20 protein-coding genes and 2 tRNA genes are annotated in these 24,551 nt (G+C 72.0%); 10 read left to right on the plus strand and 12 right to left on the minus strand.

From position 1 onward, the window contains the following. Nucleotides 1–211 precede the first annotated feature (211 nt). Both K4B79_RS17855 and K4B79_RS17860 read left to right on the plus strand, forming a co-directional pair. Nucleotides 212–577 carry an STAS domain-containing protein gene (locus tag K4B79_RS17855; protein WP_232027689.1) on the plus strand — a complete coding sequence of 122 codons (366 nt, stop codon included), beginning with the start codon at nt 212–214 and terminating at the stop codon, nt 575–577. A 9-nt stretch (nt 578–586) separates the two neighbouring features. Further along, entirely contained in the window at nt 587–1,060 is a 474-nt protein-coding gene (locus K4B79_RS17860; RefSeq protein ID WP_232027690.1) for a PPOX class F420-dependent oxidoreductase, read from the plus strand. 20 nt (nt 1,061–1,080) lie between these two features. Here K4B79_RS17860 and K4B79_RS17865 read toward each other — a convergent pair whose 3' ends face one another. The 7 genes from K4B79_RS17865 to K4B79_RS17895 all read right to left on the minus strand — a co-directional run bounded on the left by K4B79_RS17865 (nt 1,081) and on the right by K4B79_RS17895 (nt 10,452). Then, nucleotides 1,081–1,848, minus strand: coding sequence for a TetR/AcrR family transcriptional regulator (locus tag K4B79_RS17865; protein ID WP_232027691.1), 768 nt, complete (start codon nt 1,846–1,848; stop codon nt 1,081–1,083). Between the two features lie 143 nt (nt 1,849–1,991). Next, the gene (locus K4B79_RS17870; RefSeq protein WP_232027693.1) at nt 1,992–3,491 is read right to left on the minus strand and encodes an MFS transporter; all 1,500 of its coding nucleotides are present in this window, start codon (nt 3,489–3,491) and stop codon (nt 1,992–1,994) included. A 193-nt stretch (nt 3,492–3,684) separates the two neighbouring features. Beyond that, a complete protein-coding gene (locus K4B79_RS17875) occupies nt 3,685–5,910 on the minus strand; it encodes an ArnT family glycosyltransferase (RefSeq protein ID WP_232027695.1) in 2,226 nt (741 codons plus the stop codon). After that, nucleotides 5,907–7,325, minus strand: coding sequence for a bifunctional glycosyltransferase family 2/GtrA family protein (locus K4B79_RS17880; RefSeq protein ID WP_232027697.1), 1,419 nt, complete (start codon nt 7,323–7,325; stop codon nt 5,907–5,909). The genes K4B79_RS17875 and K4B79_RS17880 overlap by 4 nt, the downstream gene beginning before the upstream one ends. 14 nt (nt 7,326–7,339) lie before the next feature. Next, nucleotides 7,340–8,983, minus strand: a complete 1,644-nt coding sequence (locus K4B79_RS17885; RefSeq protein ID WP_232027698.1) for a sensor histidine kinase — start codon at nt 8,981–8,983, stop codon at nt 7,340–7,342. Beyond that, nucleotides 8,980–9,720: a response regulator transcription factor gene (locus tag K4B79_RS17890; RefSeq protein WP_232027699.1), complete on the minus strand. Its 741-nt coding sequence runs from the start codon at nt 9,718–9,720 to the stop codon at nt 8,980–8,982. The genes K4B79_RS17885 and K4B79_RS17890 overlap by 4 nt, the downstream gene beginning before the upstream one ends. Before the next feature lie 129 nt (nt 9,721–9,849). After that, on the minus strand, nt 9,850–10,452 hold the full coding sequence (locus K4B79_RS17895; RefSeq protein WP_232027700.1) for a hypothetical protein: 603 nt from the start codon (nt 10,450–10,452) through the stop codon (nt 9,850–9,852). Between the two features lie 312 nt (nt 10,453–10,764). On the opposite strand from K4B79_RS17895, the gene K4B79_RS17900 reads away from it, so the two are divergent. Together K4B79_RS17900 and K4B79_RS17905 are read left to right on the plus strand one after the other, a co-directional pair. After that, nucleotides 10,765–11,706, plus strand: coding sequence for an NAD-dependent epimerase/dehydratase family protein (locus K4B79_RS17900; RefSeq protein WP_232027701.1), 942 nt, complete (start codon nt 10,765–10,767; stop codon nt 11,704–11,706). A gap of 278 nt (nt 11,707–11,984) precedes the next feature. Next, nucleotides 11,985–12,923, plus strand: a complete 939-nt coding sequence (locus K4B79_RS17905; RefSeq protein ID WP_232027702.1) for an RNA polymerase sigma-70 factor — start codon at nt 11,985–11,987, stop codon at nt 12,921–12,923. Nucleotides 12,924–13,395: 472 nt separating this feature from the next. Here K4B79_RS17905 and K4B79_RS17910 read toward each other — a convergent pair whose 3' ends face one another. Together K4B79_RS17910 and K4B79_RS17915 are read right to left on the minus strand one after the other, a co-directional pair. Continuing rightward, on the minus strand, nt 13,396–14,295 hold the full coding sequence (locus tag K4B79_RS17910) for a DUF2797 domain-containing protein (RefSeq protein WP_232027703.1): 900 nt from the start codon (nt 14,293–14,295) through the stop codon (nt 13,396–13,398). 60 nt (nt 14,296–14,355) lie between these two features. Beyond that, nucleotides 14,356–14,742 carry an HGxxPAAW family protein gene (locus K4B79_RS17915; protein ID WP_232027704.1) on the minus strand — a complete coding sequence of 129 codons (387 nt, stop codon included), beginning with the start codon at nt 14,740–14,742 and terminating at the stop codon, nt 14,356–14,358. 83 nt (nt 14,743–14,825) lie between these two features. On the opposite strand from K4B79_RS17915, the gene K4B79_RS17920 reads away from it, so the two are divergent. The 4 genes from K4B79_RS17920 to K4B79_RS17935 all read left to right on the plus strand — a co-directional run bounded on the left by K4B79_RS17920 (nt 14,826) and on the right by K4B79_RS17935 (nt 17,403). After that, nucleotides 14,826–15,353 (plus strand): MarR family winged helix-turn-helix transcriptional regulator, encoded by a 528-nt coding sequence (locus K4B79_RS17920; protein ID WP_232027706.1) that lies wholly within the window; start codon nt 14,826–14,828, stop codon nt 15,351–15,353. Nucleotides 15,354–15,399: 46 nt separating this feature from the next. Next, complete coding sequence (locus K4B79_RS17925) at nt 15,400–15,828, plus strand: hypothetical protein (RefSeq protein ID WP_232027707.1); 429 nt, start codon at nt 15,400–15,402, stop codon at nt 15,826–15,828. A 240-nt stretch (nt 15,829–16,068) separates the two neighbouring features. Beyond that, a complete protein-coding gene (locus K4B79_RS17930) occupies nt 16,069–16,590 on the plus strand; it encodes a GtrA family protein (RefSeq protein ID WP_232027708.1) in 522 nt (173 codons plus the stop codon). 84 nt (nt 16,591–16,674) lie between these two features. Next, nucleotides 16,675–17,403 carry a hypothetical protein gene (locus tag K4B79_RS17935; RefSeq protein WP_232027709.1) on the plus strand — a complete coding sequence of 243 codons (729 nt, stop codon included), beginning with the start codon at nt 16,675–16,677 and terminating at the stop codon, nt 17,401–17,403. A 10-nt stretch (nt 17,404–17,413) separates the two neighbouring features. Here the strand turns inward: K4B79_RS17935 and K4B79_RS48295 are convergent, their stop codons facing one another. The 3 genes from K4B79_RS48295 to K4B79_RS17950 all read right to left on the minus strand — a co-directional run bounded on the left by K4B79_RS48295 (nt 17,414) and on the right by K4B79_RS17950 (nt 18,615). Then, nucleotides 17,414–18,205: a phosphotransferase family protein gene (locus K4B79_RS48295; protein ID WP_232027710.1), complete on the minus strand. Its 792-nt coding sequence runs from the start codon at nt 18,203–18,205 to the stop codon at nt 17,414–17,416. A gap of 58 nt (nt 18,206–18,263) precedes the next feature. Then, nucleotides 18,264–18,336 (minus strand) — tRNA-Arg (locus tag K4B79_RS17945). A gap of 188 nt (nt 18,337–18,524) precedes the next feature. Further along, nucleotides 18,525–18,615 (minus strand) — tRNA-Ser (locus K4B79_RS17950). A 231-nt stretch (nt 18,616–18,846) separates the two neighbouring features. Between K4B79_RS17950 and K4B79_RS17955 the strand changes: the two genes are divergently transcribed. Together K4B79_RS17955 and K4B79_RS17960 are read left to right on the plus strand one after the other, a co-directional pair. Beyond that, nucleotides 18,847–19,326 (plus strand): SSI family serine proteinase inhibitor, encoded by a 480-nt coding sequence (locus K4B79_RS17955; protein WP_232028327.1) that lies wholly within the window; start codon nt 18,847–18,849, stop codon nt 19,324–19,326. Nucleotides 19,327–19,698: 372 nt separating this feature from the next. After that, nucleotides 19,699–24,546 carry a PAS domain-containing protein gene (locus K4B79_RS17960; protein WP_232027711.1) on the plus strand — a complete coding sequence of 1,616 codons (4,848 nt, stop codon included), beginning with the start codon at nt 19,699–19,701 and terminating at the stop codon, nt 24,544–24,546. Nucleotides 24,547–24,551 lie beyond the last annotated feature (5 nt).

Raw genomic sequence — 24,551 nt, forward strand, 5'->3', positions numbered from 1 at the left:
CACAGACCGTGCGCAGGAGAGCTCCGCAGCACATTCCCGACTGCGAGCACAGGACGGACAGCACTTTATCTGCTCCGTTGCCTCCAAGTGACGTTCGGTCGACCAAGCCGGGACGCCCTTCCGGCCGCCCCCGCGCCCGTGGTGGAATGGTGGGGACACGGTCAGGAAGTGGCCACCCGGAATCCGGACGAACGTCTACCAGGTGAGTGCCATGACCTTCCTCCCGAGTCCGTGCGAGCTGCGCGGTCTGCGTGACCTGCCCGGCTGCACCACCCTTGTCTCCCTGCCTCCCGAGATCGACCTCTCCAACGCCGTGCCGCTGTTCGACCGTGTCATGAGCGCAGTGGAGGCCCGCGACGACCGGCTGCGGCTCCTGGTCCTCGACCTGACCGACACGCACTTCATGGACTCCCAGGGCGCCCGTCTCGTCGAGGACGTCCGCCGCCGGCTCCGGCCGGGGGTGCGGTGCGTGGTGGCCGCGGATCCCGAGGGGGTGTGCAGCCGGGTCATGGAGCTGACCGGGCTGCGGCGGGACGTGCCGGTGTACGACGGGCTGGCGGAGGCGCTGGCGTCCTAAGGTGGGCCCATGGCACCGAACATCGCGACGAACAAGGCCGTATCCCTCGACGAGTTGCTGGACTTCGTACGACCCCGGCACCGGGCCGTCCTGCTGACGCGGCGGGCGGACGGCTCCCCGCAGGCCTCGCCCCTGACCTGCGGGGTCGACGACTCGGGCCGGATCGTCGTCTCCACCTACCCCGAGCGGGCCAAGACGCGTAACGCGAAGCGGGACGAGCGGGTGAGCCTGCTGGTGCTCAGCGACGACTGGAACGGGCCGTGGGTGCAGGTGGACGGGACGGCGGAGGTCATCGACTCGCCCGAGTCCGTGGAGCCGTTGGTGGAGTACTACCGGAACATCGCGGGGGAGCATCCTGACTGGGACGAGTATCGCGCGGCGATGATCAAGCAGGGGAAGTCGATTATTCGGGTCACGCCTGAGCGGTGGGGGCCGGTTGCCACGGGTGGTTTTCCGGCGCGGTTGGCTTCGCCGGACGCCTAGTAGCTCGGGGGGCGTGGGCGTCACTCCCCCCTTGTCACCATCGCCTCGATGCCCGCCACCAGGAGTTCCAGGGCGAAGGTGAAGTCTCGGTCCATCATTTCCTGGACCGTGTCGCCGCCCCGGGCTTGCATGATCTCGGTGGACTCCTGGGCTACTTCGGCGACTTCGGGGAGGTCGGTGAACTCGTCCAGGGCGGTGCGGAAGTACTCGTCGGGGGTCATACCGGTGTCGGTGACGCGGGCGTGGAAGTGGCCCTCGATGGTGCCGTAGCCGTAGACGAACTGGAAGACGGCCGAGATGGCGCCGGTGACGCGGTGGACGGGCAGGCCGGTCCTGCGGATGACCTGTTGGACGGTGCGGGCGAAGGCCAGGTAGCGGGGGCCGATGTTGAGGAACCGGCCGGCCAGCGGGGACACCCAGGGGTGGCGGACCAGCATGGTGCGGTACTCCTGGGCCAGCGTGCGCAGTTGGTCGCGCCAGTCCTCGTCCGCCGCCGTCACGTCGGGCAGCTCCATCTCCGCCATGACCGCGTCCAGGGCGAGTTCGAGCAGGTCGTCCTTGGTGTCGACGTACCAGTAGACGGACATCGCGGTCACGTTCAGCTCCGCGGCCAGCCGCCGCATCGAGAACTTGGCCAGGCCCTCCGTGTCCAGCAGCCGCACGGACACCGTGGTGATCCGCTCCCGGTCGAGCCCCGACGGCTGTCCCCCGCCGCGCCCGCTCCGGCGCGCCTTGTCCTGAAGCCAGACGCTGGTCCGGCCTCCGCCCTGTGGGCTCGCGTTCGCCATGGCGCACCTTCCTAGACATGCAATCGCCGGTCGGTCCAAGCGCCCTCAGGGGCGCGGGGCTGTGTCGATCTGCGGCTCCGCCGCGTGGGCGCGACCAGCCACAACGTACCCGCAGCCGCCCAACTACCCAGCCACCCGAGCTCTTAGGCAGCCACGGCAACCCGCTCAGCCCGCCGCAACAACACCGCGGCGACCAACCCCCCGAGCAACACCGCACCCGCCCCCACCAACTGACTCGTCTCCAGGCCGGAGGCGAACGCCTCGGTGATCTCCCGCCGCTCCGCCGCCGACCCGGCTTCCGCCAGCGCCGCCGGCAAGGACGCCGCCGCCACCGAGACCAGCGCCGCGAACCGGGAGTTCAGCACCGCGCCGAGCACCGCGACACCCAGCCCCTGCCCGAACTCCGCGAGCGTGCCGTTGACGCCCGCGCCCACCCCCGCCTTCTCCGGCGGAATCGCGCTCATGACGGCGTTGGCCATGGCCGGCATGGCGTAGGCGACACCGGCGCCCATGACGATCAGGCCGAGCAGCATGCCGCCGTAGCCGTTGCCGCCGAGGAGGGCGATCGCGGCGAGGCCGACCGCGAGGCAGGTCATGCCGACGGCGATCGTGGCCGGCGTACCGATCTTCGGCAGCAGCTTGGCGCTCACGCCGGTGAGGTTGAGGGCGACGATCGTGAGGGCGAAGGGTGCCGTGCGCAGACCCGCCTCCAGGGGGCCGTAGCCGAGGACGAACTGGAGGTGCTGGGTGAGCAGGAAGAGCGAACCGGCCATGCCGAAGGCGACGAGGATCGCGCCCGCGACGGCGCCGGTGAAGCGCTGGTTGCGGAAGAAGTGCATGTCGAGCATGGGGTACGGGATGCGCAGCTCCCACGCGGCGAAGCCGGCCAGGACGAGCAGGCCGATGGCGGCGGAGGTGAGCGTGGTCGTGGAGGTCCAGCCGTGCTCCGGGCCGGAGATGATCGCGTAGACGACGCCCGTCATACCGATCGTGGAGAGCACCGCGCCGAGCAGGTCGGGACGGTCGCCCTGGGGGTTCTTGGACTCGGGGACCATGGTCAGGACGGCCGCCAGGCCGATGACCGCCACCGGGATGTTGATGAGGAAGATCGCGCCCCACCAGAAGTGGTCGAGCATCACGCCGCCGATCAGGGGACCGGTGGCGAAACCGAGCGAGTTCACGGTGGACCAGAGGCCGATCGCCTTCACCCGCTCGGTGTCGTCGAAGATCTGGACGACCACGGCGAGGGTCGTGGTGATCAGCAGCGCGCCGCCGACGCCCATACCGGCGCGGGCCGCGATCAGCTGTGTGCTGGTGGTGGCGAGACCGGCCACGAGCGAACCGATGCCGAACAGGGCGAGCCCCGCCATCAGCAGCTTCTTGCGGCCGTAGCGGTCGGCGGCGCTGCCCGCGGTGAGCAGCAGGCCGGACTGGACGAGCGAGTACGCGTTGATCATCCACTGGATGTCGGCGGTGGACGCGTCGAGTTCGCGGGTGAGCGAGGGGATCGCGACGTTCAGCACGGTGTTGTCGAGCAGCACGGTGAGCTGGGCGAGACAGATGACGCCGAGGATCAGCCAGCGCTGCGGATGGCCGCCGTGCGGGGTCTGGGCAGGTGCCTGTTCCTGGGGGGACGTTGTCATGCTGTACACCGTAGAACATCTCCTCTACGGCGTACAACACTGTTTCTCGCCGCACGGGAAGGGGGCGCATGCGGAAGGGGCGCGTGCGGAAGGGGCGCGTGCGGAAGGGGCGCGTGCGGAAGGGGCGCGTGCGGAAGGGGCGCGTGCGGAAGGGCGGCGACCTCGGTCGCCGCCCTTACCGGTCCGGGTGCCGTCAGCTCGCCTTCTGGGTGAGGTCGTAGAAGGTGGCCGAACCGACCGTGACCTTCTTGAAGTTGGCCTCGATCCAGCTGGTGATCTGCGAGGACGTGCCGGTGCTGCTGCCTCCCATGCCGCCGCCGGAACCGCTGGAGATGAAGTAGTGGATCCTGCCGTCTTCCACGTACTTCTTGAACTGGGCCAGCGTCGGGGACGGGTCCGTGCCGTTGAAGCCGCCGATCGCCATCACCGGGTCGCCGGTGGCGAGTTGGTAGCTCGCGGCGTTCTGCGCGCCGATGGCCGCGGCCGCCCAGGTGTACTGGTCGGCGTCGGTCTCCAGCAGCTTCTTGGCCTCGGCGGTGACGTTGGCGCCGTTGAGGAGGCCGCCGGCACCGCCTCCGCCGCGCATGCCGCCGCGCTCGCCCATGGCGCCGGGGATGCCGCCCTGCTGGTTCTGTGAGTTGCCGTTGCCCTGGGAGTTGCCGTTCTGGCCGGGCATGCCGCCGCCGAAACCGCCCGTGCCGCCGCCGGGGAAGCCGTTGCCGTTGCCCTGCTGGCCCTGGGCGTTGCCGTTGCCGTTCTGCTGGTTCGGGCCGCCGCCCGGGAAGCCGCCGCCGCCCATGCCGCCGCGGCCTCCACCGGGACCGCCGCCCATCATGCTCGCGCCCGCCGGTCCCGCCGTGACGATGGAACCGGTGTGGCCCTCCTGGAGGGTGCTGAGGGTGTACGCGGTCGGGCCGGCCAGCGCGGCTGCCAGGCCCAACGACGCGGCCGCGAGGGCCAGTTGCCTACTGATCCGGCCGGCGAAGATCAGACCGAGCGCGGCGACCAGGCCGCCGATCAGGACCAGCCACTTCAGCCAGGGCAGGTAGGCGGAGGTGCGGTCGAGCAGGACGTAGCCCCAGGACGCGGCCGCCACGACGGAGGCCGCGAGGGTGAGAGAGGCCCACAGCTCGGCGCGCTTCTCCCACAGCAGACCCGCGCCCATGCCGATCACGGCCGCCATGTAGGGGGCGAGGGCGACCGTGTAGTACTGGTGGAAGATGCCCGCCATGTAGCTGAAGACGACCATGGTCATCAGCAGCGAGCCGCCCCAGACCAGGAACGCGCCCCGGGTGACGGAGGTCCTGCGGGCCTTCCGCGTCGCCCACAGGCCCGCGACCAGCAGGATCAGCGCGGCCGGGAGCAGCCAGGAGATCTGGCCGCCGATCTCGGAGTTGAACATCCGGTCCCAGCCGGTCTCGCCCCACTGGCCGGTGCCGCCCCCACCCCCGCCACCGCCGCCGACCGAGCCGGTCTCCTCGCCGTTGAGGCGGCCCAGGCCGTTGTAGCCGAAGGTCAGTTCAAGGAAGGAGTTGTTCTGCGAACCGCCGATGTAGGGGCGGGAGGAGGCGGGCCACAGTTCGACGATCGCCACCCACCAGCCGCCGGAGACCACCAACGCGAGGGTGGCCGCGGCCAGTTGACCGAAGCGCTTCTTCACGGAAACCGGCGCGCAGACCGCGTACACGATCGCCAGCGGCGGCAGGATCAGGAAGGCCTGGAGCGTCTTGGCGAGGAACGCGAAGCCGATCGCGACACCGGCCCACACCAGCCACTTCGTCCGGCCGTCCTCCAGGGCCCGGACGACGAGGTAGCAGGCCAGCGCCATCAGCAGCGCCAGCATCGCGTCCGGGTTGTTGAACCGGAACATCAGCGCCGCGACCGGGGTGAGGGCGAGGGTCACGCCCGCGATCAGGCCGGCCACGGGGCTGAACCGGCGCCGTACCGCCGCGTAGACCACGGCCACCGTGCCGACGCCCATCAGGACCTCGGGGACCAGGATCGCCCACGAGTTCAGGCCGAAGATCCTGACCGACAGTTCCATCGGCCACAGGGAGGCCGGGGGCTTGTCGACGGTGATGGCGTTGCTCGCGTCCAGCGAGCCGAAGAAGAACGCCTTCCAGGACTGGCTGCCCGCCTGGACGGCCGCCGAGTAGAAGGAGTTGGCGTATCCGGAGGCGCTCAGGTTGTAGAGGTAGAGGAGGGCGGTGGCCAGGAGCAGCCCGAGGACCGCGGGGCGCGCCCAGCGGGGGTCCTCGGGGCGGCCCCGCCAGAGTCTGCGGAGGAAGGGCTGCCGGGGTTCACCGGAGTCGGGGGCCGTGGGGGCCGTGGGGGCCGGTGGGGTCTTCGGTGCCTGGGCGGCCGTATCCGTATGGGCAACGGCCGTATCCGCACCGGTTGTCGACGTGTGGATGGTCATCGGGAGTCAGTCCCTCGGGTCGGTGTCGGTGTCGGCTGTGCCGTGGCGTACGGGTGGGCCGTCGGACGCTGGGGCAGGGGTGCGTGCGGCACCGTCGGGTACGTCGGCGAGGCCGGGTGGTGCGAGGCGACCACCGTGGGCGTTGTGCGCGCTGTGGCCCCCGTGTCGCCGTCCTCGCGGCGGTCCGGGAAGACCCAGGCGCGGAAGAGCAGGAAGCGCAGGACCGTGGCGGCCAGGTTGGCGGCGATCAGTACCGCCAGTTCGGTGGAGTGCGCCGGGTCGGGGGTCGCCGCGTTCAGGGCGGCCAGGGAGCCGCTGGTCAGCGCGAGGCCGATGCCGAAGACGACCAGGCCCTGCGCCTGGTGGCGGACGGCACCGCCCCGCCCGCGCACCCCGAAGGTCAGCCGCCGGTTTGCCGCCGTGTTCGCGACCGCCGAGACCAGCAGCGCCAGCGCGTTGGCGAGCTGCGAGCCGCCGAACTGCCGGAAGACGCTGTACAGCAGCAGATAGAAGAGGGTCGACAGCCCGCCGACGACACAGAACCCGACGAGCTGGCGGGCCAGGCCCTTCGGTACGTCCTTGATCTCGCGGTCGCGCGGATCGTCGCCGAAGGGCCGGGCGAGCCGGTCCAGCGGCAGCGAACCGCCGGCCAGCGCCTTGCCCACCCGCCACACGCCCTTGAGGTCGTCGGTCGCCGTCCGCACGATGTGGACGGTGGAGTCCGGGTCGTCGACCCAGTCGACGGGCACTTCGTGGATACGCAGTCCCGCGCGCTCGGCGAGCACCAGCATCTCGGTGTCGAAGAACCAGCCGGTGTCCTCCACCAGCGGCAGCAGCAGCTGGGCGACATCGCGGCGGATGGCCTTGAAGCCGCACTGCGCGTCGGAGAAGCGGGCCTGGAGGGAGCCGCGCAGGATGAGGTTGTAGGCCCGGCTGATGAACTCCCGCTTCGGCCCGCGCACCACCCGGGAGCTACGGGCGAGCCGGGAGCCGATCGCCAGGTCGGAGTGGCCCGAGATCAGCGGGGCGACCAGCGGGAGCAGGGCGTTGAGGTCGGTGGACAGGTCCACGTCCATGTAGGCGAGGACCGGGGCGTCCGAGGCGGACCAGACGGTCCTGAGCGCCCGGCCCCGGCCCTTCTGCTCCAGCCGGAAGGCCCGCACCTCCGGGATCTCCGCCTCCAGCCGCCGGGACACCTGGGGGGTGGTGTCCGTCGACGCGTTGTCCGCGATCGTGATGCGGAACGCGTAGGGGAACGTGCGCCTGAGATGGTCGTGCAGTCTCAGCACACACGGCTGGAGGTCCTTCTCCTCGTTGTAGACGGGGATCACTACGTCCAGGACAGGCGTACCGGCGTCGCCGGCCGGGAGGTGCTCCCGCGCCGGCAGGGTGCCGGGAGAAGAATCGGTTCGCATGCGAACGACTCTGCTCAAGCCCCCTGTTGCACCCATATGGCGGCGCTGTGCTGTGCCTGTGAGTGCGGTTGCCAGTTGGTTTCGGGCGCCGGACGGGGCGTCACGGGGCCCACCGCGGGCAGGTGGAGCGTGAAGACGGTCCGCCCGGGAACGCTGTCCACGGTCACGGCACCGCCGTGCGCGGTCGCCACGGCCTGCACGATCGCCAGGCCCAGACCGGTCGAGCCGGTGGCCCGGGAACGCGCCGAGTCGCCGCGCGCGAACCGTTCGAAGACATGCGGGAGCAGGTCCTCCGGGATGCCCTGGCCGTTGTCCTCGACGTCCACGCACATCCAGGGGCCGCGCCGCTGCACGCGCGCGGTGACCGTCGTCCCCGGCGGGGTGTGTTTGCGGGCGTTGCCCAGCAGGTTGATCAGCACCTGCTGAAGGCGGGCCGCGTCCCCGGAGACGAGCGCCGGTTCGTCGGGCAGGTCCAGGCGCCAGGTGTGCTCCATGCCGGCCGCGCGGGCGTCGCTGATGGTGTCCACGACGAGCGGGACGAGGTCCGTCTGCTCGAACTGGAGGGGCCGTCCGGCGTCGAGACGGGCGAGCAGCAGGAGATCCTCGACGAGCAGGCTCATCCGGCCCGCCTCGGACTCGATACGGCCGAGGGAGTGCCGGGTGTCGGGGCCGACCTCCTCCCTGCCGCGTCTGGTGAGTTCGGCGTAGCCGCGGATGGACGCGAGCGGGGTGCGCAGCTCATGGCTGGCGTCCGCGACGAACTGCCGTACCCGCATCTCGCTCTGCTGCCGCGCGTGCAGCGCGCCGTGGACGTGGTCCAGCATCCGGTTGAGCGCGGCCCCGACCTGACCGACCTCGGTGTGCGGATCGCACTCCGCCTCGGGCACGCGCTCGCTGAGGTTCACCTCGCCGGTGTGCAAGGTGAGTTCGGAGACCCGGGTGGCGGTCGCGGCGACCTTGCGCAGCGGCCGGGTGGCGACGCCGACGAGGACGTATCCGGCGATGACGGCGGCGCCGAGACCGGCGGCGGTGACGCTGAGTTCGACGAGGACGAGGGTGTTGACGGTGCTGTCGACCGTGGCGGTCGGGAGGGCGACGTAGTAGGCGGAGCCGTCGTTGCCCTGCACGTACATCACGAGGTAGTCGCCGAGGCCGGGGATGGTCACGGTGTGCTTGCCGGTCGTGGGCACGTCGGCGAACACGTCCCGCTGTTCCTTGCTCAGCGGTGTGGCCGACATCCGCTGCCGGGTGTCGTCGGACGCCTGCTCGGCGACGACCGCCTTGGAGATCGTGCCGTCGGCGCCGACCTTCGCGGCGACCGTCTTCAGCTGGGTCGGGCCGTAGGTGACGAAGGCGTCGAGGCGGTCCTGGACGGTGTCGGGCTTGTCGGCCGCGGTGTCGTTCGTGCTGGTGCCCGCCGTGTCATCCGTCTTGTCGTCCTCCCTGGCGAACGGAGGTCCCGACAGACGCTTCCCGGCGTCGAAGACCTGGTCACCGAGCTGGTCGTACAGATGGGACCGCAGGGCCAGGGTCGTCACCGTGCCGATCACCGCGCACACCACGGCGATCAGCACCACCGACGCGACGACGAGCCGGGCCCGCAGGGTGCGGGGCTTGCCCGGACGCTGCTGCGCACGCGGCCGTCGTCGTCCGCTCATGAGGCCGCGGGCTTGATCAGGTAACCGGCACCGCGCCGGGTGTGGATCATCGGCTCCCGCCCCGCGTCGATCTTGCGCCGGAGGTAGGAGATGTAGAGCTCGACCACATTGGCCTGGCCGCCGAAGTCGTAGGACCACACACGGTCCAGGATCTGCGCCTTGCTGAGCACGCGCCGCGGGTTGCGCATCAGGAAGCGCAGCAGCTCGAACTCGGTGGCGGTGAGGTGGATGTTCTCCCCGGCCCGCGAGACCTCGTGGCTGTCCTCGTCGAGGGTGAGGTCACCGACGACCAGCACCGAGTCGGACCGGCGGTCGGCCGCGCCGGAGCGGCGGATCAGCCCGCGCAGCCGCGCGACGACCTCTTCGAGGCTGAACGGCTTGGTGACGTAGTCGTCGCCGCCCGCGGTCAGGCCCGCGATCCGGTCCTCCACGGCGTCCTTCGCCGTCAGGAACAGCACCGGCACGTCCGGCAGCTCACGCCGCAGCCGCCCCAGGACGGCCAGCCCGTCCATGTCCGGCAGCATCATGTCGAGGACGACGGCGTCGGGCCGGAAGTCACGGGCGGTCTGCAGGGCGCCCGTGCCGTCGCCGGCACTACGGATCTGCCAGCCCTCGTAGCGCAGGGCCATGGACAGCAGTTCGGTGATCGACAGTTCGTCGTCCACCACAAGCACGCGGACGGGGCTCCCGTCCGGCCTCAGCAGTTCGGTGCGCCCCTGGGGCGAGGTCGTGGTCATGCTGGACACACTGTCGGGGCCGCCTGAGAACACCCTTTCGGCAATCTGTGATTTCCCTGAGAAACGCACAGGGAGCTCTCAGGCAATCCCTGGGAACGGCTGTCCCTGCCGGACGCCTAACCCTTGTCCCTACCCTTGACCCTTGTCCTTCGCGGCGGTGGGCGCGAAGTGGACCGGGATGTACAGGTCGTACAGGCGGTCGTTCGTGGCCGTGAAGTCCGCCCGGGTGACGACCGCGCACCGCACGGTCACATCACACGTGACCCCGTCCGCGATCTCGGGCCGCACGTGCTCCAGCGTCGTACTGAACTTGCCGCCCTTCTCGTACGGCAGCGTGATCCCGGGCGTGCCGGTGCCGGTGTCGGTGATCCGGCGCGAGGAGCCGTCCTGGTTCTCCCGGCCGGGCAGACACGGACCGGGCAGGCTCTTGTACGTCGTGGGATCGCCTACGACGACACCCTCCGGGATCGCGCAGAACGCGAGGAAGATGCCCTGCGCCCGGTTGTACCCGGCGCCCTTGACCGCGACCGTGCCGCCCGAGGCGGGCAGGACGGTCGGGCCGGCCTTGAGCCGCAGGTGGAACGTGTCTCCGGCGGCCGTGGTCACCGCACGGTGATCCTTGCCGGCGAACGACACGGCGGTGGAGGTACCGGCCAGGGGCAGCACCGCGACGAGCGCGGCGGCCGCGGCGACGGCGATGGTGGAGGGCTTGGAGGGTTTGGGGGGTTTCATGAGACGGAGGCCGTCCTCTCAGGCATGCGTTCTTCATGAACGCCGTTGATCACCATGCCTAGAACACGACTGATCAGTAGGCAACATTGGCCGTATTCCTTCACGTCTGTCCCGCCGCATCGGCACAGCCGTTCTGATGTGACGGGCTCGGATGTCACATACGCAGGGGCCGGACCGTCCCAGTGGTGAGAGCCGGTTCAGGGAACGGGACATATCGGCGCCGGGACGGATCGGGACCGGGTCGGATCGGGCCGGGACCGAGGAAGTCGGATCGGGCCGGGACCGAGGAAGCACGTCAGGAAGGTGAGCGGCATGCGGGTGTTCGTGGCGGGCGGGACGGGAGTCCTCGGGCGACGGCTGGTACCGCGGCTCGTGGCCAGGGGGCACCAGGTGACGGCCACGACGACAAGCGCGGCCAAGCTGGGCCTGCTGGAGCGACTGGGCGCCGAGGGCGTCGTCATGGACGGGCTGGACGCGATGTCGGTCGGCGAGGCGGTGGCCCAGGCCCGGCCGGACACGCTCGTGCACCAGATGACCGCGATCTCCGTGACGCACGCGGGCAAGCCCGACATGAAGCACATGGACCGCTGGTTCGCGACCACCATCCGGCTGCGCACCGAGGGCACGGACCACCTGCTCGCCGCCGCCGAGGCGACCGGCGTACGGCACGTCGTCGCCCAGAGCTACGGCGGCTGGAACGGCCTGCGCGAGGGCGGCTGGGTGAAGACCGAACAGGACCCCCTGGACCCGTACACCGGGACGGTGGCCCAGTCCGGCATGGCCGCCATCCGCCACGTCGAGGACTCCGTGGTCGCCGTCGGCGGCGCGGTGCTGCGCTACGGCTGGTTCTACGGCCCGGACGCCATGGACGACCTGACCGAGCCCCTGCGCAAGCGGCAGTTCCCGGTCGTCGGCGGCGGTGCCGGGCACTGCTCGTGGGTGCACCTGGACGACGCCACCGACGCCACCGTCCTGGCCGTGGATCAGCGGGCCCGGGGCGTCTTCAACATCGTCGACGACGATCCGGCCCCGGCCCGCGAGTGGCTGCCGCACCTGGCCGCGTGCGCGGGGGCGAAACGGCCGATGCGCGTGCCCACCTGGTTGGCCCGGCCCCTCGCCGGGGAGGTCGCCGTACGGATGATGACCGAGGGCCGCGGCTTCTCCAACACCAAGGCCAAGCGGGAACTGGGCTGGCAGCCCCACCATCCGTCCTGGCGCCGGGGGTTCGAGGAGGAGCTGGTGGGGCGGGGGTGATGCGGGGGCGCCGGCAGGTGATTCGCGGTACGGCGACGAGGGCCGTGAGCTGGGGTGCGCGGGCCGGGGGAGCGTAGGCCGAGTGGGCACGCGCGGAGCGGGAGAAGAGGCGGGCAGGCGTGGCGCGGAACCGAGGAGAGGAAGCAGACGTGACGCGGGACGGGGACCGGGGCCGGGAGCGAGCCGGGGTCGGGCGGAAGCGAGGAGGGGTCGACGTGGCGCGGGATCGAGAGCCGGCCGACGTGACACAGGGCGGCCGGGAACGAGGAGGAGTCGGCGTGAGCCGTACCGAGGAGTTCGAGGAGCTGCGGCCGCTGCTCTTCGCGATCGCCTACCGCATCCTCGGCAGCGTGAGCGAGGCCGAGGACGCCGTCCAGGAGACCTGGCTGCGCTACGAGACCACCCCCACCCAGCCCGTCTCCCCCAAGGCCTTCCTCTCGGCGGTGGTCACCCGCGTCTCGATCGACGTACTGCGCTCGGCCCGCGTACGCCGTGAGCAGTACGTCGGTCCGTGGTTCCCCGAGCCGCTGCTGAACGACCCCTACCAGGACCCGGAGCGCTCGGCGGAACTGGCCGACTCCCTGTCCATGGCCGCCCTGGTGCTGCTGGAGCGGCTCAGCCCGCTCGAACGGGCGGTCTTCGTGCTCCGGGAGGTGTTCGGGTTCGGCTTCCCCGAGATCGCGTCCGCCGTGGGGCGCTCGGAGGCCGCGTGCCGTCAGCTCGCCGTGCGGGCGCGCCGCCACATGGACGAGGGCCGCCCTCGTTTCGAGGCCGACCGCAAGGAACGCGAGCAACTCGCCGAGCGCTTCTTCGACGCCTTCCGGGAGGGCGACGTCGACGGCCTGCGCGAACTCCTCGCCGCCGACGTCCACATGGTCGGCGACGGTGGCGGCAAGGCACCCCAGTGGGCCAACGAGATCATCGGCGCCCCCAAGGTCTCCCGCCTCCTCGCCGCGATGCTCTCCGCGCTCACCGACGTCGGCGTCACGGTCGAACCCCACTCGGTCAACGGCCAACCGGGCGCCCTCTTCCGCGACCGGGACGGCAAGATCCTCAACACCCTTGCCCTCGACATCGCCGACGGCCGCATCCAGACCATCCGCTCCGTCATCAACCCCGACAAGCTGACCCACGTGGGCCCGGTGGCCGACGCCTGGGCGGTAACCCGTGAGGCCCAACGCGCCCGCCGGGCGCAGATCACCGAGGGGGGTGGCTGAGGACCGGCGACGGCCGGGGCGGGGAGGGCCCGGGTCGGGCCGGGCAGGACGGGTTCGGGTCGGTCCGGGTCGGGGCTGGTCCGGTCCGGTCCGGTCCGGTCCGGTCCGGACAGCGTCAGTCCGGTCGGATCGGTCCGGGCAGGGCCCCGGGTCGGTCGACGGCGGTCGGTCCCGAGCGGGTCGGTCCCCGCCTCACCCGAATACCTACCTGCCCCCGCCCTCGTCCCTGGGCGACCACTTCAATCGCCGGGCAACTGTCCTCACCTCAGGGGCGCGGGGAACTGCGCGACCAGTCACGATGGGCCCGCAGCCGCCTACGACCGCACGCGGCACCCCCGATGGCGCCAAGCCCCGTCCTCTCGGACCTACGACAACCCTGGCACCCTCAGGGGCGCGGGGAACTGCCTGTTCATGCCCACGTCCAGCCCAGGCCCACGTCCACACCACGGTCGGCCGCCCCCTCCCCACCCCCTCAGAACAATCCGTCCTGCACCCCCACCACCCGCCTGAACTCCCGCACGGGAAAGGTCACTTCACCCCCGCTCACCGCACCCCCGCTCGTTCCACCCCCGGAGGGAACCAGCTCCCACCCCCTCATCAACCGCGTGTCGAGCACGACCACCCCGCTCACCGTCTCCAGATGCAGGTCGGGCCCCGCGGCCGCCACCAGCCGACCGCTCACCGCGCCGCCGGCGACGAGTTCACCCACATCCCCCACGGCGGCCGGCAACCCCGAGAGCCCGAACGCCCGGACGTGGTCGACGGGTTGGCACGGCGCCGGCGCGAGCGACTCCGGCCATCCGCCGAGAGCCGTGGCCCGGGTGTGCAACTCCCTGATCTCGGCGGCCCGTTCCGCCTCCGACCCCGGCAACTCGGACCGCACCGCCCGCTTCTCGACGTACGGGATCCGATCAGGCACCCCGAGGGCGGCCCGCAGCAACTCCTCGGTGCGCCGCGCGGCCATCAGCGGCCCGGTACCCAGCCAGCTGAAGCAGACCGCTCCCTGTTCGAGCAGCCGGGCCGAGCCCCGCTCTTCGGCGGTGATCCCGACCTTGACCATGCCGGGCCCGAACCACGCCAGGTACACCCGGTAGGGCCGCGGATCGTCCGCGATGGTGTCGGCGGCGACCGAGTGCGCCCGGTCCAGCCGCGCGCACTCCTCGCACCGAGCTCCCGTACTCCGCCCCGAGACGCCCGCCCGCGCCGGACAGGGATGCCCCCGTGCCCCCACACATGTCCGCGCGCCCCCTTCCGCGACCCCGAAGGCCACCTGTTTACCCCAGGTCAGCGCACTGCGCCGCCCGCCGTCCCACGCCAGCACGGGACCGTCCGCCGCCCACCGCAGCCCCGAGCACTTCCATGCCTGTGCCATCCCTCACGAGAGTAGAGGCCACCACTGACAACGGGCTCCGAGCAACCGGCGGAGCGGGACTCACCCCCCGGTACGAGCCGCCGCCGGCTCCGCGTCCCCCACCGCGGACACAGCGGGCAAGACCTCGGACACCGCCCCCGCCCTCCGGGCCCCCCGCCCCGCCAACCGGCATCCCACGCACTCCGGATGCCCGGCCCGCGCTCCGGAGTCCCGCACTCCCATCCCCCACTCCGCCCGAGGCCGGCGCCCCGGCGGCTTTCCCCAGCCGGTGAGATGCAGGGCCCAGGTGACGAGGACGCTCACCACCACGATCGCGAGCCCGACCGCCAGGACGGGCACCGACACCATGCACACCCCCAGCCCCACCACCGAGGTCCCTGCGGTCGCGATCCCGAAACCGGTCCACCCGGCGACGGTGTGCCCCTCGTCATACTGGTGTGCACTCACTGAGCCTCCCCAGACCAGATGCCTCACTGTCTAAGAAATTTAGCCCATAAATCTCTCACGCGCTAAGAGAAACCAGGAATCCGATGCACGCCAAGCCGCGCCCCACCGCCACTGAGGCCGAAGCGCTGTCGGCGATGGACTTCTTCATCGCCACCGCCCACCTCGGCCAACAGGAGATGTCCCAGCGGCTGGGCCTGAACGTCACCGACCTGCTCTGCTTCGCCTGCGTCATCAAGGCGGCCGAGGAGGGCGAGGAACTGCTCACCGCCGGTGACCTCGCCGAGCACGCCCACGTCACCACCGGCGCCGTGACCGGCATCCTCAACCGCCTCGAACGCGCCGGCTTCGTCACCCGCGTCCCCGACCCCACCGACCGCCGCCGCGTCCGCGTCGCCGCCCGACCCGACGCGCTGACCCGCGTCTACGCCCTTTACGGCCCCTACTACGACCGCCTCAACGCCCTGTTCGCCGACTACTCCCCCGACGAGATCGCCGTACTCCACGACTGGTTCACCCGTTCGACCACCCTCGCCCTCGACTACATCGAGGAACTCCGCACCCAGGACGCCGAGGAGACGACCCCGGACGGCGGGGCGAGCGACGGCAAGTAGCGGGCCCCGGCGGCCGGATACGCCCCGGACCTGCGACAGTGTCCCGATGCTCCTGGATCCCGAGAACACCCTGTTCGTACGCGGCACGGCCACCGGCCCTCCCGTACTCCTGCTGTCCGAAGCCCCCGTCCACGACGCGCTGCCGGTACTCCCGCCCATGACCGCGCAGGACGGGTCGGTGCCCGTGTGCGAGGGCTGGCGGATAGCGCCGAAGCTCACCGTGTGCGTGGTGGACGGCCCGGGGGAGGCCGGCCTGATGATCCCCGCGCTGATGGCCCCCGTCCTCGGCGCGGACGGCGAGGGGGGCAAGAGCGACGACGTTCCCGGAGTGGCCATGTCCGCGTGGCGCGCCGACGCCGAACGGGCGGGCGGCGCGGTGGTGTTGTCCCTGGACCGGCTCCCCGAAGCGATCGACTGGTACGACCTGCTGGGCGCGGACACGACGCGCGGAGGCTTCGTACGCCTCCTGGGCTGAGCCGTACGCTGAGCCGTACACCGACAGCCCGCCCCTTCATGGTGGAGCTGGCCCTACCCCCACTTCGGGAGGCCACTCCATCGTTCCCGCCGACGGACGACGGCATCGTTTGACCCAGCCGAATCCCACTGATCCGCGCTGAAGCCCGGCTGATGCCCGGCTGAAGCCCGGTCGGTGTCGACTGAGGCCGACATAGCGAGTCCAGGAGACCCGCGCCCCGTCCCCGGAAGGGAAACCGCCATGGAGTCGCTGCTCGCACCGCAGCCGGAGAGCACCCCCGCGACCCCGGGCCCCCTCTCCTCCTTCGTCCGCTTCGTGGTGTGCGGCGGCGGTGTCGGACTCCTGGCCGGCCTCGCCGTACCGCTGCTGGCCCTGACGATGCCCTGGGCGATCGCGAACGCGGCGATCACCGTCGCGTCCACCCTCCTGTGCACCGAGCTGCACGCCCTCTTCACCTTCGGCACGGGCCGCCGCCCCGGCTGGCGCCGCCACCTCCAGTCCGCGGGCTCGGCGACGGCCGCCTACGTGATGACCTGCGCCGCGATGTTCCTTCTCCACACGGTGCAGTCGTCCCCCTCCCTGCTCCGGGAGCAGGCCGTGTACCTCACCGCATCCGGCCTGGCCGGCGTCGGCCGCTTCCTGGTCCTGCGCCTGTTCGTCTTCACGACCGACCACCACCGCAGGCCGACGACCACCGGACCGAAGAAGACCACCGACGACTGGAACCTTCCGTTTGTAAGGACAGAGGCGTTCGCCGGATAACCCCCCATTGCCCAACTAACGTGCTGACGATTGACAACTGCTCATGTGAGTGTGCACGCCGTGCACGAGGGGGGATTCCTTCACATGCGGAACGGACAGAGCACGCAGCGAGCCAAGAGACCCGGCGGGCCCCGGAAGAAGCGCGCGACACCGGCGCGACTGACCCTCGCCCTGCTCGCCGCGACCGGCATGGCGCTCGCCACACCGAGCCCCGCCCAGGCCACCACCACGGTCGACATCCCGGCACCCACACCCGACGGCGTCTCGGCGACTGTGAAGTTCTACGACACGGTCGTCCCGAAGCCCTACACCCCGGACCCCGCCGCCTACTTCGGCGACCGCAAGTGCCTGAACACCTACCACGACTACGACCCCACCCCGGGCTGCGGCGGCTTCAAACTCGCCGTCACGCTCCACAACGTCCGCGACCAGCCCGGCTACCTCGCGGGTCTGAGCAGCACGGACTACTGGTTCAAGGCCCACGCCGACACCGCCCGCACCTTCGGCTGCCTCCGCCCCGACGGCACCTTCGACCACAGCACGGCGTTCGTGGTCCGCACCACCCAGCAGGAACTCCTCCGCACCTACTACTACGCCGAGGCCAACTGGGTCCTCCACGAACACCGCCAGTCCCCCACCCGCGACGCGGGCCCCCACTTCTACATGAACTTCCCCGCCGTCACAGTGGACTGCCCCACCGGCATGACCCCCACCCAGTACGGCCTGAAGGTCTCCGACGTCCGCGTCACCATCACCGACGACAACGTCTTCGGCCATACGACATGGAGCACACCCGGCCCGTTCTACGGCTAGCCGCGCGGCCTCAGCGCAGAGCCGCCGCGAAGACCTCACGGTGGGCCACGGTGAAGGCCCGTTCGCGCTCGGACCAGTCGATGCGCTCGACCGTCCGCCGCCGAGCACCGGCGTCATCGGCCCCCGTGAGGCGGCTCCGCCACCAACGGGCGTTGCGCTCCTGCCGGTCGACCAGGGCATCGACCAGACCGGCACGGGAGACGGCGTCGAGCCCGTAGGCATCGGCGAGAAGCCGAACCTGCGCGGCTTGGCGCCCCACGCCGGACACCGCACCCTCGGACACTCCGGCGTACTTGGAGGAAACGCACCACGTCCAGGCCATATAGCCGAGATCCTCAAGCGGTTCTCCCGGCGCGGCGGTGTCGAAATCGATCAGACCGACCGGCACGAGCCCACCCCCCGAAGCCGAGAAGACCGCATTGTTGGGCCCCGGGTCGTTGTGACAGATCACCGAATGCCGCCCGACCAGCCCACAGTCACGCGTGGCGTCATGAAAAGCACGGAGCAAGGCCCCCGCAGCGGCGACCTGCCGATCACTCCACCGCCGAAACCGCGCGGGCACCCAGCCGGGAACGTAACTGAACACATCACGGCCGAGCCCATCGCTCCCCAGATGACGCGGGGCCCCGGCGAACCCCCGCCGCTCAAGATGCCCCAACAACTCCGCGACAAACGAGGACGCCTCTGTGACAGGCCGCCGCACGGTATCCCCCACCCGCACCACCCCCGAAGTGACCCGCCCTCCGACCAGCGGCACCTCACCCGCCGCACTGGGGACGCGTGGCTCGACATTCTCGGTCACAGCTGTGCTCCCCCGAAACGCCAGAAGCCCCGGAGTGATCCGGGGCTTCTGTTCTGTGTGCACTCGGCAGGATTCGAACCTGCAACCTTCTGATCCGTAGTCAGATGCTCTATCCGTTAAGCTACGAGTGCTTGTGTTCTGTTTTTCTGTCTTCGCTTCTTGCCCGTCCGGGCCGCTCGCGGCGACAGGAAGAACATTACATGACTGCCGCCGTCATGTGAAATCCGTTTGCCATACCCCTTGTGACCTGCGGAAACGTTGGTTTGGAGGGGGTACGACGAAGCCCCGGTCCGTGGGACCGGGGCTTCGTGATCAGGTGCGGAGGCGGAGGGATTTGAACCCTCGATGGGATTGAAGTCCCAAACCGCATTAGCAGTGCGGCGCCATAGACCGGACTAGGCGACGCCTCCCGCACAGCCGCCCGCGCGAGCGCGAGTGGTGCGTGCAGATGATGACACAGTCGAGCGCGGTGTCACCAATCGCCTCCCACGGTACTAGGCAGGCGGCCCGCAGGGCAAAGCGCTTGTCGGCGCCTTCGCCGGCCCCCGCGGCGCGGTGCGCAACGTCCGTCGGGCCACGGCGTTAGTCAGGTCATGTCACACGTCACCTCACGCACCGCCCCGCACGCCACCTCACAGGTCATGTCGCGGGTCACCCGACTCCTCCTCCTCGCCGGATCCGTCGGATCCGTCGTCGCCGGGTCCGTGGTCCCCGCCGTCCCCGCCGTCGCCGTCTCACCCCTCGCACCCCTCGCACCCCCGCCCGTCCGCGACGAGGACCGGGCGGTGGTCGGGGGCGATCACCTCACCGTCACCGTGCGGAACGCGGGGGGTGGTGCGGACGGACGGTTCGAGCTGGACTGTCATCCCGCCGAGGGCAGTCACCCCGACGCCGGCGGCGCCTGTGCCGTCCTGGACCGGAACACCCGGTGGGGGAAGGACGGCCTCGCGCCGGTGCCGAAGGGGACCGTGTGCACCATGCAGTACGGCGGCCCGGCCACCGCGCACGTCACCGGGACCTGGGCCGGGCGACCGGTCGACGCGCGCTTCGACCGCAGCAACGGCTGTGAGATCGGCCGGTGGGACCGGCTCGTGCCACTGCTGCCCCGGCTGGGCGGGTAGCCCCTCCCCCGCACCAGGGTCCCTGCCGCACCGGGGCATCTGCCCCCAGAGCCCGCCGGACCGGGCCCCACCCGCTCGGTAACCCCCGCGACAGGCCCCACCCGCGCCCCCACTCTCGCCCCACCCGCGCCTCCGACCCCCGTCACCCGCATTTCGGGGCGGAATCCCCGATGCCGTAAAGGGGGGTGAAGGGCTCCCGATGCCATGACATGCGGTCACACGTTCTACGTCACTTCGTCGTGCGACCTCCCTCTCATCCGGCGTCGCGAGCGCAACCGCTGCCTTTAGACTCCCTCGCGTGACACGTCGCGGGCAGGTTGGCAAGATGGCCCGAGCGGTCGGCAAGGTGCGGTAACAGGGAGGAAGCGTCTCGTGAGCAGCAGGCCATCCCGAGGCGCTGCTCGCCTCGCAGCCATACTGGACGCGCTTCCCGATGCGTTGGTGCTGGTCAACGCCAATGGGACCGTGGTCAACGCGAACACCATCGCGCTGGAGGCCTTCGAGGCCCCGGGGACGGCTCTGGTGGGGCGGGGGCTGCTCGATCTGCTGCCGCAGTTCGACTCCAAGCTCATCCCCGGCTCGATGCGGCGCCCCGACCACATGGACCCGCGCGGCCGGACCAAGCCGACCCGGATGGTCGCGCGGCGGACGGACGGGACCGAGTTCCCGGTCGAGGTCACCAGCGCGAATCTGGAGAACGGGCAACAGGCCTACGACAGCTACGGCTACAGCGGCGACGAACTGCTGATGCTCGTCGTACGGGATCTGACCGGGACCGTGGACACCGAGGCCGAACTGGCCCGTTCGCAGCGGCAGACCGAGATGATCCTGCGGGCGGCCTCCGAGGGCGTCGTGGGGACGGACACCGACGGGCGGATCGTCCTCGTCAACCCGGCCGCCGCCCAGATACTGGGTTACCGGGCCAGCGATCTCGGCGGGCGGGAGCTGCACGATCTGGTGCTGCACTCGCGAGCCGACGGGACTCCCTTCGCGTACGAGGAGTCGCCGCTCGCCGACACCCTGCGCTCCGGGCGCAAGCACCGGGTGCGCGGGCAGGTGCTGTGGTCGAAGAAGGGCGAGAAGGTCCCGGTCGACCTGACGACCGCGCCCGTCCGCGACGGCGACCAGCTCGTCGGCGCCGTGCTGACCTTCACCGACCGGCGGCCGTACGACGCGCTCGCCGAGGAGAAGGAGACGGTCGAGAAGCGGCACGCCGATGAGCTGGAACGGCTCTCCGAGGAGCACGCCTCCGAACTCACCGCGCTGCGCCAGAAGCACGTGACCGAGCTGGAGGACCTCCAGGAGCAGCACGAGGAGGAAATCGCCGCGGGCGAGGACCGGTACGCCGCGCTCGGCGAGCGCGAGAAGGACCGCTACGAGGCCCTGTCGGGGCGGTACGAGCAGCTCCTCACCCTGCTCGGGCAGTCGCTGCGCGGCCCCCTCGACGAACTGCGCCGCGAACTGTCCGCGCTGGCCGCCGACGACGCCGGGCAGCTGTGGCCCGAGGCGAACCAGGTCCTGCACCACCTGTCCGCCGGCTACTCGCGGATCACCACCCTCATCGACAACGTCCTCGGCTACCAGCGGATCGACAACGGCACCGCCGGCATCACGCGCACCAAAGTGATGCTCGACGCGGTCGTCGCGGCGGGCGTCGACGGAGCCGTGGAGCTGATCGGGCCCGGCCGGGTGCAGTTCGCCGTGCACGCCCCGCCGATCGAGGCCGAGGTCGACCCGCGGCTGCTGGCCACCGCCCTCGCGCACTTGGTCGCGGACGTCGCCGGCGTCGACGCGACCGGCAACGCGCCCGTCTCGGCGGGCGGTTACATGGACAACACGGTCGTCGTGGCGGCGGCGCAGCGCGGTGAGGTCGTACGCATCGAGGTGCGCGGGCCGTACGCCGGCGGGGACCCGGTGCACGAACCGATCGTGCGCGGGATCGTGCGCGCCCACGGTGGTGTGCTGCAGACACATGAAGTGCCGGGCATGAGTGGGAGTGCCTACGTCCTCGAAGTGCCCATCGGTGGTGGGGCCGGAGCTGTCGCGGCCCCCGGACCGGCGGCGCTGGAGGCGGCCGGCGGCCAGAGCGCGCCTCCCGCGCAGCAAGCAGCACAGCCCGGGCAGCCTGTGTCGTCCGAGCAGGCCGGTGGCGGTCGGCGGCGGGCCCGGCGGTCCTCCACGGACGCCTTCCTCGACGCCGAACAGGCCGAGCACGGCGACGGCGAGGGTGCCGAGGCGGATCCCGCGGCACCGACCGGGCGGCGCAGGCGGCGGGCCGCCGCGCAGGTGGAGCGGGCCGTTCCGGCCCAGGCCGCGGGAGAGGGCGGCGACGGCTCCGGCGGTACCGGACGGCGCCGTGGTCGGCCTGCCGAGGACGCGGCCGGCGCGGGTGTCACCGGTGAGGGCGGCGACGCGGGTGCCGGTGTCTCGGAGGGCGCCGTCGTCACGGCCGCCGAGCACGCGGCCGGGACCGCGGCCGTCGGATCCGGGCTGGGCGGGACGGTGCCGCCGCAGGGCGTGCCCGCGCCCGGCGGACGGCAGGCCCGGAACGACGGCGGCGAGCAGCACGCGCTGCCGCCGGCCCTGCCCGCGGTGGCCTCCGGCGATCCCGCGCAGGGACAGGGCGGCGGCCCCGACGGCTCCGCCGGTGATCCTCAGCAGCCGACCGGACGGCGCCGGCGTGCGCTGGCCGCCGCCTCGGAGCGCGCCGCCGCGCAGGAGGCGGGCCCCCGTGCGGTGTTCGCCCTGCCGCCGGCCGCGGCGGACCGGCCGGACGTGAACGTGGGCCAGGCGGTGCAGGCGCAGGTTCCGGGGCAGGTGCAGGCTCCAGGGCAGCAGGCACAGGTTCCGGGGCAGGCGCAGATGCCCGGACAAGCACAGATGCCTGGGCAGGCGCAGGTTCCGGCGCAGGCCGGGGTTCCGGTCCAGGTGCCCGGGCAGGGTGGTTGCGAGGACGGGCTCGTCGACGACGGGCGGCACGATGCCGTGCCGTCCAGCCAGGCCGACGACCACACCCCGCCGCAGCCGCATCCCACCAACGCGCCCACGGGCCGGCGTCGCCGGGCCGTCGGCCAGCGGGCGGAGACGGAGGCCGCCGGCGCGCCCGCGCAGGAGATTCCGGCGCAGGGTACGGCCGGGCAGCCCGCCGGTGCGGTGCCCGTCCAGGCCGGCGTCCCGCAACCGGGCGTGCCCCAGGCCCGCCCGGCCCAGCCCGCCCCGCCCGCTCAGGTCGGTCAGGCGGGACAGGCGGCGCCGAGCGGGCAACCGGTTCCGCCCGGGACACCGGCCCAGCCGGTCCAACCAGGGCAGACCGTTCAGCCGGTCCAGCCGGGTGCCCCCGTCGTCGCCCCCGGTGCCACCGTCCACGGAGTTCAGATGGCTCCCGGGCTGCCGGTCCCGGCGCAGGCCGCGCCCGGGCAGGCGGTGCCGGCCCAGGGGACGGGGGCACCGGCCCTCGGCGGCCCCGTGCCCGTCCCCGCGCAGAACGCGCCCGGGCAGGCGGTCCCCGGCCAGGCCCACCCCGCTCAGGGTGTGCCCAACCCGGCCGGGGCCGGTCAGCCGCTTCCGGCCGAGGCCGTACCCGGGCAGCAGCCCGGTGTCCCTGGTCAACTCGCCGTTCCGGGGCAGCCGGTCGCACCCGGCCGGACCGCCGTTCCGGGCCAGGTCGCCCCTGGGCAGGCCGTCCCCGCCCAGGGAACGGCCGCCCCGGGCGTCGCCGCGCCCGGCACCCCCGCCCAGGGCACCCCGGCCCAGCCCCCGTGGCCCGGTACCGGGGACGCCTCCGGCGCCGGGACGGCCGTACCGCCGAACGGCACCGCCGCACCGGTGAACCCGCAGGCGCCCGCCGGACCCGTGCCGCCTCAGCCCTCGGCCGCGCCCTCGAACCCGCAGAACCCCCAGCCCCAGCCACAAGCCCAACCCCAGGCCCCGCAGACCCCCGCCCCCGGCACCCCCCTGCCCCCCGAGGCCGTCGCCGCGCGGCCCCGGGCGGCTCAGCCGCTGCCCGCCGAGGCCGCGGCCGAGACGCCGGTGGATCCGAACTCCACGCAGGGCAGGGCGATCAGCGTGCGGACGTTGGGGCAGGGCGTGCCGTTCACCCGGCAGGCCCAGGCGACCCAGCAGGCGGCGCCCGCGCCGCACCCTCCGCACCAGTCGACGGCCACGCCGCCGCCCAACCAGCCGGGCGGTTCGGGCCGGCGGCGCAAGCTCGGTACGCGGACCGACCCGGCCGCCGCGCAGCCGGAGCAGGCGGCCCGTCCGCATCCGACGGCCGAGCAGAGCACCGTACCGCCGCAGGCCCAGCCCTCGGTCCAGCCGCAGCCGCAGCACTCGTTGGCCGGGCAGTCCCGGCTGGCGCAGATGACCGAGGGGACCGGGCGGTCGTACGCCATAGGGGCGCCCGACGAGAACGCGGCCGAGGGGCCCGAGCCGCTGGACGGTCCCGGTGGGGCCGTCGAGGTGGCGGATACGCCGCGACCACAGCCGATGGACGACGAACTGCCGCCGGAGCCGCTGGACAATCCGCGGCGGCTGCTGGTGTGGCCGGCGCCGGACGTGACCACGCAGCAGGCGCTGAGCGACCGCGGGTACCGGCCGGTGATCGTGCACTCGCGCGAGGAGGTCGACGCCCAGATCGCGGCCTTCCCCGCCGCGCTGTTCGTGGACCCGCTGACCGGGCCGATCACCCGTACCGCGCTCCAGTCGCTGCGGCAGGCGGCGGTCGCGGCCGAGGTGCCGGTGCTGGTCACGGCCGGGCTCGGCCAGGCCTCGCGCGAGGCGGCCTACGGCGCCGACCCCGCCGTCCTGCTCAAGGCGCTCGCGCCGCGGGACAGTGAGCAGCACCCGCCGCGGGTGCTGCTGATCGAGGAGCACGCGGAGATCGCGCTCGCGCTGACCGCGACGCTGGAGCGGCGTGGGATGCAGGTCGCGCGGGCGGCGAGTGACGCGGACGCGGTGACGCTGGCCGGGCAGCTGCGGCCGAACCTCGTCGTGATGGACCTGATGCAGGTGCACAAGCGGCGGGCCGGGATCGTCGACTGGCTGCGCGCGAACGGGCAGCTCAACCGCACCCCGCTCGTCGTCTACACGGCCGCCGTCGACCAGGCCGACCTGCCGCGGCTGGCGTCCGGCGAGACGGTCCTCTTCCTCGCCGAACGGTCGACCAGCGCCGAGGTTCAGGCCCGGATCGTGGACCTGCTCGCGCGGATCGGTACGAACTAGCCCCT

It is taken from the genome of Streptomyces lincolnensis (assembly GCF_021173675.1).
GTDB classification, from domain to species: Bacteria; Actinomycetota; Actinomycetes; order Streptomycetales; family Streptomycetaceae; genus Streptomyces; species Streptomyces lincolnensis_B.

Bases quoted from the DNA above. Each gene is read 5' to 3' on its own strand.
- K4B79_RS17900 (WP_232027701.1), top strand. From the start codon at position 10,765: ATGCGGGTGTTCGTGGCGGGCGGGACGGGAGTCCTCGGGCGACGGCTG.
- K4B79_RS17875 (WP_232027695.1), bottom strand. From the start codon at position 5,910: ATGACCATCCACACGTCGACAACCGGTGCGGATACGGCCGTTGCCCAT.
- K4B79_RS17855 (WP_232027689.1), top strand. From the start codon at position 212: ATGACCTTCCTCCCGAGTCCGTGCGAGCTGCGCGGTCTGCGTGACCTG.
- K4B79_RS17920 (WP_232027706.1), top strand. From the start codon at position 14,826: ATGCACGCCAAGCCGCGCCCCACCGCCACTGAGGCCGAAGCGCTGTCG.
- K4B79_RS17870 (WP_232027693.1), bottom strand. From the start codon at position 3,491: ATGACAACGTCCCCCCAGGAACAGGCACCTGCCCAGACCCCGCACGGC.
- K4B79_RS17865 (WP_232027691.1), bottom strand. From the start codon at position 1,848: ATGGCGAACGCGAGCCCACAGGGCGGAGGCCGGACCAGCGTCTGGCTT.
- K4B79_RS17890 (WP_232027699.1), bottom strand. From the start codon at position 9,720: ATGACCACGACCTCGCCCCAGGGGCGCACCGAACTGCTGAGGCCGGAC.
- K4B79_RS17925 (WP_232027707.1), top strand. From the start codon at position 15,400: ATGCTCCTGGATCCCGAGAACACCCTGTTCGTACGCGGCACGGCCACC.
- K4B79_RS17955 (WP_232028327.1), top strand. From the start codon at position 18,847: ATGTCGCGGGTCACCCGACTCCTCCTCCTCGCCGGATCCGTCGGATCC.
- K4B79_RS17935 (WP_232027709.1), top strand. From the start codon at position 16,675: ATGCGGAACGGACAGAGCACGCAGCGAGCCAAGAGACCCGGCGGGCCC.
- K4B79_RS17895 (WP_232027700.1), bottom strand. From the start codon at position 10,452: ATGAAACCCCCCAAACCCTCCAAGCCCTCCACCATCGCCGTCGCCGCG.
- K4B79_RS17880 (WP_232027697.1), bottom strand. From the start codon at position 7,325: ATGCGAACCGATTCTTCTCCCGGCACCCTGCCGGCGCGGGAGCACCTC.
- K4B79_RS17860 (WP_232027690.1), top strand. From the start codon at position 587: ATGGCACCGAACATCGCGACGAACAAGGCCGTATCCCTCGACGAGTTG.
- K4B79_RS17930 (WP_232027708.1), top strand. From the start codon at position 16,069: ATGGAGTCGCTGCTCGCACCGCAGCCGGAGAGCACCCCCGCGACCCCG.
- K4B79_RS17910 (WP_232027703.1), bottom strand. From the start codon at position 14,295: ATGGCACAGGCATGGAAGTGCTCGGGGCTGCGGTGGGCGGCGGACGGT.
- K4B79_RS17885 (WP_232027698.1), bottom strand. From the start codon at position 8,983: ATGAGCGGACGACGACGGCCGCGTGCGCAGCAGCGTCCGGGCAAGCCC.